The following is a 12700-nucleotide window of genomic DNA, read 5'->3' as shown; positions in this document are numbered from 1 at the left end:
GCAGCGTCTATATGGAAATAACTTCTAATGGATGGGGATGAACGAGAGTGAAGACGGGTCCTGACTGGCAGAGAATGGGGTACAAGTGGATTACCATGACTGGATTATCAGCTGTACTGTTGACGGGATGGATGCTACTGGATTCCAAAATGGTCGTGCTTGGAGGACAAGCTTCGATTACGACGCCACAAGGCTTGGGAGCTAGTTCCCAAGCCTTATCAACACAGTTGGCCTACAAACAAGGAGATACCGTCTCACTCATGAATGACATCCCTCTGTTCAAAAACAGGAGGGACGGCAGTGTGGCTGCTGACCAGATGGGAATTGAATACTATACAACAAAAAACGAAAAGTATACGTTGGCCTCGGTTCGAGGCGAGTGGGTGCAGCTTAAGTCAACCGATCATGGAAACTTCTGGCTGCCAAGTTGGTATGCACTGAAGGAGAGCAGAAGTATGACGGAAACAGCTCTCCAAAGCTTCACGCTCCAATCAGGCAGCAAGCTGTATCTGGCTCCAGACAGTTCTACAACCTGGTCTTTTGAGAAAGCGCTAACAGATAAGGCTGTTATTGTTGCAAAGTGGAAAGGATGGTATGGGGTCTCCATTGCCCCACGAGTCTGGAATAAGGAATCCTCCACGTATCGGCCAGGACTCTTCTGGATCAAGGCACAGGCTATAGAACAGCAGATGAATGTGGCTGATGGTTGGTTCAATCAGGAGGCATCGCTGCCAACTTCGGTTATACGCCATCTGACAGATATGAAGCTGAACAAGGCAACCACCTCCAAACAAGTGGCTGGGTGGTTAGGCGAACCGGATTGGAAAGAGAGTTCAAGCAATTTGAATGATACCGGTTATGCAATGAGTATTGGGCAGACCTGGAGATATGAGCGGGAAGATGCACAATTTCTGGTCACGTTCAACAAGAATGGCAGACTGGTCAGAACACGCTGGAATTTAGCACAGGATAATCGAAATACTGTCGTTTCCGATTGGAACATCAGTCGGGCGGATGAATATGGGTTCACGACAAAAATCTATGGCACAACACTGCCTACGACAATCCCTTGGAAATCGGTATGGACCAATCAGGGTGATATTAACTACACTTTTTTACAAGCAGCCACGGATGACGTGCTCCTGACGAAAGGGGATGACGGTGGATTTAGCGGGGGTTACTACGAAGGCTCCATATATGCTCTTGACCGACATACAGGCCAGCAATTATGGGGGATCAATGGGGGCTTTGGAAGACAGCAGGCAGAGGTGGATACAGGACGCCAATACGTTACAATCTACACCGATTATGACCCAGACAAGAAAAAATACGTGGATCGTATTCGTCATCTGAACTTGAAGAACGGAAAGGTCACTTGGACGTACACCCCTAAGCAAAATTTTAGACTTAATGGTATCACCGCTGCGAAGAACGTTGTGGTTGTGGATAACCCGGTTGTTGAGAGCTCAAGCAACAGTTGGTTAACGGTTCTGGACAGTGCAAACGGAAAAACATTGTGGACGCGAAAACTGGCTACGGGTTATGAATTATTGAACAAGAGTGCAGATGACCCCTATGTGTTGTATTGGGAAAAGAATAAGCTGGTTGCAGTCGATCCGCAATCAGGGCGAACCGTATGGAGCTTAAAGGGCAAACGATCCACCATAGAACAATTTTGGAATGATCCATATACTGGTGGAATTGAACGTCTTGATCCCTTTGCAACCACAAATGCTGAAAGATGGCTATCACTAGATAATCAGTGGTTTCTGCTTGATCTGAACACGGGGAAAAAGCTTGCCCAATTCCCTGCTCGGGTAGGACAGCGATTTGAGGAGCTGAATGATGGCATGTTGTTGATCCGTGAGAACAAAAACGGCAATCATTACGGCGAATATGAAGATTTTACAACTACCCTGTATGATGCCAAGACAGGCAAAACACGCTGGACGATCAAGGGCAAGATTGAACGAGGACTGGTGGAAGAGGATCAGTTGTATGTGATTAAGAATGGCTACCCGGCGGCTGTGGATTATAAAACGGGGGAGACGCGCTGGAATGCCAAAGATACTATCGCAACACTAAGGCATCCGACGAATCAGGGAAGTTATCTGGTCATTGATGATCAGTTGCTGTTGCCCATGGACGAGAATTTGCTCGTAATGAACAAAAAGAATGGAGCACTGTTAGGTCGTGTACATGACGTTGTGATGGGAAACCCGGAGCACCGGGACCGGGATGCGAAGAATGGAATGATTAACCGGATCGGTAATGAAGTGTATGTGGGTTCGTCCAACGGACGTTTTCGTGTATATGAAGCCAGCCGCCTGCAGGAGGCAATCTCACCTTAAAAGCTTGTCTCGTAAGGGATGTTGATTTATTATAAATGAACAGGCTTGCTCGCGCTCCGGTTATCGGCTGTGCGGGCTTTCTTCATGTGTTCTTGAAGAACCATGCATGATCATTCACGGGAGGACTCTCCATGATCTCATTATATGGTGTAAGCAAACGTTATAACGAGCGCGGTTCCCGTGCAGATCAGGGATTCGAAGCGTTAAGCTCGGTCTCGCTTGAAGTGGGACAAGGTGAAATTCACGGCATCATCGGTTCGAGTGGCGCAGGCAAATCCACACTTCTGCGGATGCTCAATGGTTTGGAAAAGCCGGATGATGGTGAGGTTGTTGTGAATGGGCAGCACCTGACCCAGATGAATGAGCGCACGCTGCGTCTCGCACGAAGGTCCATTGGTATGGTCTTTCAGCACTTCAATCTGGTCAGTAATCGAACGGTGAGTGGCAATGTCTGCATGCCGCTGGAACTGGCGGGTATGTCCCGTACACAGCGAGTCGAACGTGGACTTGAGGTGCTGAGGTTTGTTGGACTGGAAGACAAGGCGGATCAATATCCTGCTCAGCTTAGCGGAGGACAGAAGCAGCGTGTGGCGATTGCACGAGCACTCGCCAGTCGTCCGGATGTGCTGCTCTGTGATGAACCGACCTCTTCGCTTGATCCACAGACCACCAACGGCATACTGGATGTGCTTCGTCATATCAATGAAACGCTGGGCGTGACCATTGTCGTAGTGACGCATGAGATGGAAGTGGCTCGCAGACTATGTCACAGGATATCCGTCATGAAGGATGGGCGACTTGTTCGGACATTGTCTGAAGCGGAAGTGAGCAGTATCCCCGCTCCCCAACCGGATCTGCTGACCTCCTTGCTTGCGGGTGACGAATACGGGATGGCAGGTTCGTCTTTGTTCCGTCAGGCAGAACAGGGGGACAAGTCATGAGGTTACCTGAATCTGTGCTCAAGTATCAGCATGAAATATGGCAGGCGATCGGAGAGACTTTTGTCATGGTGGGCATCTCCATTGCGGCAGCTGTTCTGATTGGATTACCTCTGGGTACACTTCTGTACTTATTCCGGAGAGGACAACGGTATCAGAATCAAACGTTATCCTTTGTACTCGGCAGTGTCGTGAACATCATTCGTTCGTTTCCGTTTTTACTGCTGGTGGTATTCATGATTCCATTCACACGAATTGTTGTGGGAACTTCCATCGGTACACTGGCGGCAACCGTTCCACTCTCGATCATTGCGATTGCATACTACGCCAGACTGGTGGAACAAGCGTTGCTGGATGTACCGAAGGGAGTGGTTGAAGCTGCTTCATCCATGGGGGCATCGACGATGCAGCTTGTGGTGAAATTCCTGTACGTGGAGGCACGATCTGGACTTGTACTGGGACTCACCACAGCTACGATTAGCTTCATCTCCTACTCGACGGTGATGGGCATTGTAGGTGGCGGCGGGGTTGGTGATTTTGCCATTCGCTACGGTTATCAACGCTTCGAAACGGAGATTATGGTATTTACGATCATCATTATGATTATCCTGGTACAGATGATCCAATTCACAGGCAGCAGACTGTCCCACTGGCTGGATCGCAGATCTTAAGCGGATGACAGAGCAGTATCAAGAATAACCAATACAGATTATAGAATGAGGGGTAGACATAAAATGAAAGCAAAAATGATGCTTATGTTGCTTGCAGTGATGTTGGTCGTCGCTGCTTGTGGCAAAAAAGAAGAAACACCTGCGGCTGAAGGAACAAAAGAAGATACACAAGCTGCACAAGAAGTTACGCTGAAAGTGGCCACATTGATTCCACCGATGACAGACGTACTGGATATTGTTAAGCCACTATTGAAGGAAGACGGCGTCAATCTGGAAGTTGTTGTGTTGTCGGATAACGTTCAACCAAATACGGCACTCGCGAACAAGGAAGTGGATGCAAACTTCTTCCAGCACGTGCCTTACATGAACCAATATAATGAGGCAAACAATGCAAACCTGGTGGCTGTGCAGCCTATCTATAATGCCATCTATGGCGGCTACTCCAAAAAGTACAAAACGATTGAGGAATTGCCAGAAGGTGCAACGATCGCAATTGCAAACGATCCTTCCAACATTGGTCGCTCTCTTGTGATGCTGGAGCAGAACGGATTGATTAAGCTGAAGGAAGGCGTAGGTTTTAACGCGACACAGGCAGACATCACCGAAAATACGAAGAACTTCAAGTTTGAGGAAGTGGACTTGTTGATGCTGGCTCGTATGATGGATGATGCTGATCTGGTAGCCATGACACCTGCATATGCCAGTCCGCTCGGTCTTACACCGAAAAAGGATGCACTGTTAACCGAGAAGGATGATTCCCATTTTGCGATCACCCTGGTTGCCCGTGAGGATAATAAGGACTCCGAAGCTATTCAGAAGCTGGCTAAACGTATGACGGGTCCAGAGGTCAAAGCCTTCTTCGAAGAGAAATACGCAGATATTGCGATCCCGGCATTTAAATAGAGAATACGTTGGTCCAATATGAATAGCCTTTAGATCTGAGCGATAATGCTTGGATCTTTTTTTTTGTCATCTGCATGCTTATTAACAAGTATTTAGAAAGTTAACAATTTGGTCATATCCCTGGAATACTTTATTTAATAGTTTTTTTGTATAATTTGTTTGAAAATAGTTCTTTAGGATTATAAATTAAGAGATTTAATCATGTTTTTTAGCTTGAAAAGTGTTTTTCACAAGAATGGAGACCTAGTTTTTAATATCTGGAGAATATTCCGGATAAGAGAAATGAATTACAACAATAGCTAGAACAAGTAAAACTAAAATTAATCTGGAAGAGGTAGAGAAATTTGTCCCAACAAAATAGTAAACCGACCTGGTTCAACAAGATGTATAAGAACTTTAAGACCAAGCTGGTGGTGTCCTTTATTGCTTTCCTGGCCATTCCTTCGTTAAGTATTGGAGTTTTATCGTATAACAGTGCGAAAGATGAAGTAGAGAAGCAAATTTTACATAGTGCGATGGAAAACGTAAACCTTGCCAGTGCAACGATAGATCTTTCGATCCATGCCAAACGGAATCATATCGAATACTATGCGAATACACTTGCAGAGGAATTACGACAAGAAGATGCTGAGGTTCGGGTTGTGAACGAATTGAAGGGGTACGCTGCGCAGAACACCGATATCATCACCATAGGTGTAGGCACAGAGGCAGGTGTATATCTGATGTCCTCTGATGCGGAGATGCCTGAAGATTATGATCCGCGAACAAGACCATGGTACACGGAAGCGATGGCTACTCCACAGCAGGTGATTGTTACAGATCCTTATATTTCTGCTGAGACGAAAGAGATCACCATTACAATTGCGAAGGCACTGGAAGACCAATCCGGTGTGGTTCAACTGGATCTCGATCTGTCGGACATTAGTGAATTGGTTAGCGGAATTAAAGTAGGAGAACAGGGGTATCTGATTCTGTTGGATGCCAGCGAAAAGTATATCTATCATCCGACGATGCAACCTGGAGCAGATGCAACAGAAGATTTTTGGACACAAGTGTATACGAATGAATCCGGTAACTTCAACTATACCTTTGATCAGGTTGATAAGATTATGTATTACGCCACGAATGCATCCACAGGATGGAAGGTCGCAGGCACCATGTTCTCCTCAGAAGTAGAGGATGCCGCTGCGCCTATTCTGAATCGAACGATTATGGTCATCGTTTCTTTTCTGGTTATCGGAATTTTGATCATCTGGCTGGTGATGCGATCGATTGTTAAACCGATTCGTCAGTTGAAGGATCAGGCGATTCAGGTGAGCGAAGGAGATCTAACCCAGACCATTACAAGCACAAGTCATGATGAGATTGGTGAACTGAGTGAAGCATTTGGCAAAATGCAGAGCAACCTGCGCGTGTTGATTCAAAATGTGGAGAACAGCGCCAGTCAGGTAGTCATTTCATCGGATGAAATGACTCAGAGTGCGGAATCAACCAGTGCAGCCAGTGAACAGGTCGCGCGAGCCATTCAGGAAATTGCGAGTGGTGCGGAGAAACAGACCCAGGGTATTGAACATAACCACCAGGCCATGAATGAAATTACGATTGGCATTACAAGAATTGCCGAGCGTTCCATACATGTCGCTGATCTGGCGAAACATACAACTGTACAAGCAGAAGAAGGCGGCAACACCGTCAAGCAGACGGTGAGTCAGATGCAATCGATTCAAGAGACGGTAGAACAGACAAACCAAATGATTCAGGCGTTATATGAACGATCACATCAAATTTCAGCCATCACGGAGTTAATCGGAAATATAGCCAAACAGACAAATCTGCTCGCGCTGAACGCATCCATTGAAGCTGCCCGTGCAGGTACACATGGCAATGGATTCGCCGTTGTAGCAGCAGAGGTTCGCAAGTTGGCAGAGCAATCCGGGCAGTCCGTCAATGAAATTACCGTGCTGACTACGGCGGTACAGGAAGATATGGCTGCTTCCGTTCGCATGATGGAGAAGGTGACTTCAGAGGTTGGTGAGGGCATGGAAATCTCCACAGAAGCGATTCGGAAGTTTGAACGTATTCTGGATAGCATGCGTGAAACGACACCTCAGATTGAAGAGATTGCAGCTACGTCACAAGAGATTACAGCAGGTGTACAGGAAGTATCTGCTGTATCCAATGAGTTGGCAGGCATTGCGTCTGGCAACGCCGCAACTTCCGAAGAAGTGGCCGCTTCCTCAGAGGAGCAACTGGCAGCGATGGAGCAGATTTCTGCCTCGGCTCGTGGCTTGTCTACCATGGCTGAAGAGCTGCAGCGCCTGATTAGACAGTTTAAGTATTAAACGGGATCGTAGAAGAGAGTATCACACAGGGACGAAATCACATCATGTTTCATTAGAGGGAGTGGACAACCATGCAACTAGAACTCAAAGCCTTCTTACTGCTAACGGATGCGGTCATGATTACAGATGAGGAGGGTGTGATTCTCGATGTGAATTCCGTTTATGTAACCAAAACAGGATTCTCACGGGAGAGTACCATAGGTCAGCCTGCCCGGTTGCTAATGGATACCCACTGGAGAGGAAATCAGACCTGGTCCGGCGTAGCCAAACTGATGAAGGCTAATCAGGAATTGTGGGAAGCCCAAGTTACGATTACATCGGTTCATTTGGACGATGCTCTCTTTTATATCAGCATATTTAATGATGAATGTTGATGAAAAAAAATCATTGTTTTGTGATAAGGGTATGTTAGCTGAAAGTAGTAATTATTTTCAAGAAAATGGTCAATATCGTCAATTGAATAAGGGAGCCTGGCATACTATGATTTGTGTACTGGGGAACTGCGACCGTGAATCTGACAACATTCATTGAATGCATGAAATCCTGAAGTCGTAATGTGGACGGTGACCATTTGCTACGCGATCTTGTATTAAATTTCACGCTAATTTTGATCTTTGTTTTCCTGATTCATCACTATCTGAACCATACAAATGCTACCCGTTCAACATCCATCACGACTCGGATCATTATTGGTATAACGCTGAGCATGTTGGGCACGGCGCTCTATTATTTCTCTATTGTGCTTGAGGATGGTACATTATTGAATTTCCGGGCCAGTGTGTATCTGCTTGCTGCTTATTTTGGTGGGGCTGGCTCTGCTTTCGTTACTTTTGCATTCATGTGGATTTTTCGGATTAATATGGGGCGTAATCCCTTGTTGGAGAACTGGCAGTATGCGTTGACAGAGTTATTATTTGTTGTAGCCATCTGCCTGATCTTTAAGTATATCAGAGGATTTATGCAGAAGTGGTTGTCGGGAGCGTTGCTGCTGATTGCTGTGTATGGGTTTTCTGTACTAAAGATCAATTCTCCTACTCTGGTAATGATGGGGCAGATTCTCTTTTTTCAATGTATCTGCCTGCTGTTCGTTATATTATTCCTGTATTATCTGAACCAAAATCATCGATATAGGAGATTGGTCATTCAAAGGGATCAGGAAATGCTGGAGATGCTTCGTATGCAGCCGGGGTTTACGTTTAAAATCCGAAAACAGAACGGGAAATTCGAATATCTTCTACTTGAAGGAGAGATGCTCGCCCGGTTGGGTTTGGATATGAGCAGTCTGAAGCAAGATTACAAACTGGGCACATTGGATATTTTACCTCAGGAAAAGGTAGAATTTCTGCGAAAACAGTTTAACCGGGCATGGGAAGGGGAATCTTTTTTTTACGAGATTGAGCATGGAGGTTACTATTCGTTGGTGAACGTTCGCCCTCTTCGAGAAGAGGGTGTGGTGAAATATGTCGTGGGATATGGACTCGATATCACGGAACACAGAGCAGTTAAACGAAGGATTCAAGAAAGTGAAGAGCGATATCGAACACTTGAGCGAGTGTCGGCAGACTGGTTTGTCGGTATGGACAGCAACAGGTGTATTGTGTCGGTTAATCAGAAATTTCTGGATGTGCTCGGTCTCGGCAGGCAGGAAGTGATTGGGCGTCAGCTTGAAGAATTGTTGTTCATTGAACAGCTGGAGAACTGGTTGTTAGTTTTCCAAAAAGCCTTACATCACAATATAGTCCAGGATACGGAACTGCGTTTCATTGTTGGAGAAGGTCATGAGCAGCATGTTCGAGTTCACCTATACCCTGTTAAAGTACTCAACTCGAGTGAGAAAATTAAGGCAGTCATTCATGACATTTCAGATCACTATAGGCGTGTTAAGGCCGACAAAGCAAGCCAGGCAAAGAGTGAGTTTCTCGCATTCATGAGCCACGAGATTCGTACCCCACTGAGCGGCATTATCAGTTTTTCGTTGTTGCTTCAACGAACAGATCTAACTCCACAACAAAAGGATTATTTGAGTAAAATCAACGCGTCCTCCCAAACCTTGCTTGCCCTCGTAAATGATATTCTTGATTTTTCGAAAATTGAGGCAGGCAAGCTGATATTAGAGAAGGTCTCTTTTTCACCAGAGGATGTGATCAAACGTGTGGCAGATCAGATCGGTGTGGCCGTCGGGCACAAAGATATTGAGGTGATCTTTACAACCGATCCCGATCTGCCGTTAACGGTGATTGGTGATCCATTCCGACTTGAACAGGTGTTATTGAATCTGCTGAGTAATGCGATTAAATTTACGGAGCATGGCTATGTAACGTTGCAGGCAGAGGTGCTTTCATTGGAGGCGGAGCGAGTTCAGGTCCGTTTTGAGGTAGAGGATACGGGAATTGGAATGTCACCTGAACAATTGGAACGGCTGTTTGTCCCGTTTACTCAAGCGGAACCTTCAACGTATCGAACATATGGTGGTTCTGGTCTTGGGCTGGTCATCTGTTACCTTCTGGTGACCTCCATGGGAGGAAGCTTGCGGGTGGATAGTGTGCTGGGAGAGTACAGTCTGTTCTCATTCGACTTAATATTTGAACTTGCAGATTCGGAAGAAGAAAGTTCCTTTCTGCAAACATACCCTCTTCTCTATTGTGCGGATGATGTGGTTATCGTTGAAGAAGATGAACGAATGGGCGAAAGTCTGAAGCAGATACTCCACTCATTCGGGATGAAGCCAAAGCTATATCCTTCGTTGAACCATATGATGGAAAGTGATTGGGGTGTACCTGATGCAGAGGGGATAAGTTCAATCTTATTTATGATGAATATGGATGCAAAGCACGCACACAATGGTTCGGCCTGGAACAACCTGATGAAGCGATTAGATCGAACGAAAATTCAGGTGGTAGGTTATACGCATGCATTCAGTGAGAACGCCCTCTGGACTGAGGAAAAATCCATTCACCCGGATATCATGATGGTCAAACCGATTACACGTCTGGGATTGTTTGAAGTCATACTTGCACTTCAGGGCGAAGGACCGCTGGAGAAACATCAGGTGGTAGAAGTCGACGAATTCTATTCACGTAACTTGAAAGGGCATATTCTGATCGCTGAAGATCATGAAATCAATCAACTGGCCATTCGGGCCATGCTGGAACATATCGGATTCAAGGTGACGCTGGCAAACAGTGGCACAGAGGTTTTGAAGAAATTGGACGAACAAACATGGGAACTGATTCTGATGGATCTTTATATGCCAGATATGAACGGGATTGATGCAGCGAGGCACATTCGCAAGATGAGGAAATATGATCGTACCCCCATTATCGCGCTTACAGCGAATGGTTTAACAAGGGACCACGAGTTATATCTTGAAGCAGGCATGAATGCCATCCTGACTAAGCCCATACATGAACAACAGATCGAAGACATTTTGGCAAAATGGATTGATCTAAAAGGCATAAGGGCGATCCATGGAATTGATGCAGATAAGGCGATCAGACAGATGGACGGAAAGCCGCATATTCTGCAATATGCCCTCACGAAATTCAGAATGGAGTATGGCTCGTATCAGAAAAAACTGGCGATTCAGCTTCAGAAACAGCAGATTGCTGATGTAATCCGTAGTGTTCACTCTCTTCGAGGCGTAGCTGCGAATCTGCATGCAGTGGACCTGATGTGTGCGGTTCTCCAGCTGGAGCTGCTCTTATCGGGTCCGTTACACGAAGAAGAAGCACTAAACTCGGTATTAGAGAAGGTGCAACAGGAGATTGATAAAATTACCGGTTCTCTGCCATGGTGATCTCAATAAAGTTGTATTATTTTAAGGTGTGAACTTATATCCGACCCCCCAGATGGTTTGAATGTATTGGGGGTTTTTTGGATTGTCCTCAATTTTTTTACGAAGCTTTGTAATATGCACATCGATGGTGCGATCATTAATGTAGGCATCAATACCACGAATGGCTTCAATCAGGGCATATCGACTGTAGACCTTGCCAGGATTGAGGATAAACAGCTTCATGATCTCAAATTCGGAAAACGTCATCTCCACTCGCTGGTTATTCAACAGAACGGTTCTTCGCGCCAGATCGAGAGATATTCCGGTTTCCTGTTCAGTGGCAACAGAGCTGTTTAATATGGAGTAACGACGCAATACAGCCTCAATACGTGCTTTCAGTTCCTGCATGCTGAAAGGTTTACATACATAATCATCAGCCCCATCTGTTAATGATTGGATTCGCTCAGAAACTTCGGTTAACGAAGAGATGACAATGATGGGGATTGCCGTATGTTGGCGCATGAGAGAACAAGGATTCTTATTACCCGAATCAGGGAGCATCAAGTCAAGAAGCAGGATATCAGGCCGCGCTTGAAGCTGTAGAAGACCATCTCTTGCGTTATCGACACGAGTAACATCATATCCTTCACCTTGTAAGTACAAGGATAATGTATCGCCTAACATGTTGTCGTCCTCTATGATAAGCACTTTCGTCATGATATTCCTTTCTGAACCCCCTTCTTGTAGAAGGACTAAGATCCATGGATTAACTTAATATACCTGATATTTAAAACATGCTACATGAGGATGTCAAGACTCTAACATGACTCCAAGAAGGTGAGAAAATCGATTTAATGCTTGCCAGCATGTGGATCAGCTTCACGCTCGATCAGGCGCAGCAGCTTGCGCTCGGTAGCGGTCTCTGGCGCAGGGGTGTAGACACTGCAACGCAGATCGGAACTACCCTGAACCTGCAACGAAGTCAGATCAAACAACATTTTGCCTGCTTTGGAATGCCTGAATTCGATTAATACATCCGGGGCACTGCTGACGCTGCTTTGTTTCCAAAGGGTATGAAAATCGGGATGTCTGTTCATCATGTCATCCAGAAATAAATTATACCATTCATCATCAACGTACTGACCATAGTAAGCACGAAAAATCGCCAGAAATCCGCTAACAAAATCCTCCCAGTTCACCGCGAGCCTGCGAAATTCCTTTCGATCAAATAACAGACTGATCATATTCCGCTGTTCAGGGGGAATCTGTTCAAAATCCATAAAAACATGCCGGGCTGCATCATTCCAGCCGACAATGTAACAACGTCGATCCGAGATCACGGTAGGACAGTGATGCAGTTCTTGCAAAATTTTCTGCAAGGAAGGGTGAAGTTGAACCGGTTCTTCTTCAAGTGTGGGAAGCTCCGTATGATGCTCCATGGCGAGCGAAAACAGATACTTTCGTTCATCTGCAGTAAGCCTCAGTGCTGAAGCAATGTTATCCAACACGGAATGGGAGACCTGAATATCCCGACCTTGTTCAAGCCAGGTATACCATGTTGTACTCACTCCTGCCAGTTGGGAAACCTCTTCTCTCCTCAGCCCAGGCGTTCTTCTCCGACTTCCAGTGGGTAAACCGACCGATTCGGGAGAAATTTTGGAACGCTGTGTTTTCAGAAAAGTAGACAATGCCTGTAACCTGACATCGTAGTTCAATCCAT

At 45.8% G+C, this 12700-nt stretch carries 9 protein-coding genes; 7 read left to right on the top strand and 2 right to left on the bottom strand.

From position 1 onward, the window contains the following. The first annotated feature begins 47 nt into the window (after positions 1 to 47). From QVE09_RS19645 to QVE09_RS19615, 7 genes are all read left to right on the top strand, one after another. On the top strand, positions 48 to 2351 hold the full coding sequence (locus QVE09_RS19645; protein WP_315938139.1) for an outer membrane protein assembly factor BamB family protein: 2304 nt from the start codon (positions 48 to 50) through the stop codon (positions 2349 to 2351). Positions 2352 to 2482: 131 nt separating this feature from the next. Continuing rightward, a complete protein-coding gene (locus QVE09_RS19640) occupies positions 2483 to 3292 on the top strand; it encodes a methionine ABC transporter ATP-binding protein (protein WP_315938138.1) in 810 nt (269 codons plus the stop codon). Next, entirely contained in the window at positions 3289 to 3960 is a 672-nt protein-coding gene (locus tag QVE09_RS19635; protein ID WP_315938137.1) for a methionine ABC transporter permease, read from the top strand. Before QVE09_RS19640 ends, QVE09_RS19635 begins: the two co-directional genes overlap by 4 nt. A 63-nt stretch (positions 3961 to 4023) precedes the next feature. Next, positions 4024 to 4863 (top strand): MetQ/NlpA family ABC transporter substrate-binding protein, encoded by an 840-nt coding sequence (locus tag QVE09_RS19630; protein WP_397387066.1) that lies wholly within the window; start codon positions 4024 to 4026, stop codon positions 4861 to 4863. A 383-nt stretch (positions 4864 to 5246) separates the two neighbouring features. After that, complete coding sequence (locus tag QVE09_RS19625) at positions 5247 to 7205, top strand: methyl-accepting chemotaxis protein (protein ID WP_315938163.1); 1959 nt, start codon at positions 5247 to 5249, stop codon at positions 7203 to 7205. A 71-nt stretch (positions 7206 to 7276) separates the two neighbouring features. Then, the gene (locus QVE09_RS19620) at positions 7277 to 7579 is read left to right on the top strand and encodes a PAS domain-containing protein (protein WP_315938135.1); all 303 of its coding nucleotides are present in this window, start codon (positions 7277 to 7279) and stop codon (positions 7577 to 7579) included. A 197-nt stretch (positions 7580 to 7776) separates the two neighbouring features. After that, on the top strand, positions 7777 to 11001 hold the full coding sequence (locus tag QVE09_RS19615) for a response regulator (protein WP_315938134.1): 3225 nt from the start codon (positions 7777 to 7779) through the stop codon (positions 10999 to 11001). Between the two features lie 21 nt (positions 11002 to 11022). Here QVE09_RS19615 and QVE09_RS19610 read toward each other — a convergent pair whose 3' ends face one another. Continuing rightward, a complete protein-coding gene (locus tag QVE09_RS19610; protein WP_315938133.1) occupies positions 11023 to 11697 on the bottom strand; it encodes a response regulator transcription factor in 675 nt (224 codons plus the stop codon). 134 nt (positions 11698 to 11831) lie between these two features. Next, a complete protein-coding gene (locus QVE09_RS19605; RefSeq protein ID WP_315938132.1) occupies positions 11832 to 12695 on the bottom strand; it encodes a helix-turn-helix transcriptional regulator in 864 nt (287 codons plus the stop codon). Positions 12696 to 12700 lie beyond the last annotated feature (5 nt).

This window comes from Paenibacillus sp. ClWae2A (assembly GCF_032452295.1).
In the GTDB taxonomy this organism is placed as follows: Bacteria; Bacillota; Bacilli; order Paenibacillales; family Paenibacillaceae; genus Paenibacillus.
This window is presented reverse-complemented; position numbering and strand designations above follow the sequence as displayed.

What these genes read in the sequence shown, in the direction of transcription:
- QVE09_RS19640 (WP_315938138.1), top strand. Translation starts at nt 2,483, where the DNA reads ATGATCTCATTATATGGTGTAAGCAAACGTTATAACGAGCGCGGTTCC.
- QVE09_RS19635 (WP_315938137.1), top strand. Translation starts at nt 3,289, where the DNA reads ATGAGGTTACCTGAATCTGTGCTCAAGTATCAGCATGAAATATGGCAG.
- QVE09_RS19630 (WP_397387066.1), top strand. Translation starts at nt 4,024, where the DNA reads ATGAAAGCAAAAATGATGCTTATGTTGCTTGCAGTGATGTTGGTCGTC.
- QVE09_RS19625 (WP_315938163.1), top strand. Translation starts at nt 5,247, where the DNA reads ATGTATAAGAACTTTAAGACCAAGCTGGTGGTGTCCTTTATTGCTTTC.
- QVE09_RS19620 (WP_315938135.1), top strand. Translation starts at nt 7,277, where the DNA reads ATGCAACTAGAACTCAAAGCCTTCTTACTGCTAACGGATGCGGTCATG.
- QVE09_RS19610 (WP_315938133.1), bottom strand. Translation starts at nt 11,697, where the DNA reads ATGACGAAAGTGCTTATCATAGAGGACGACAACATGTTAGGCGATACA.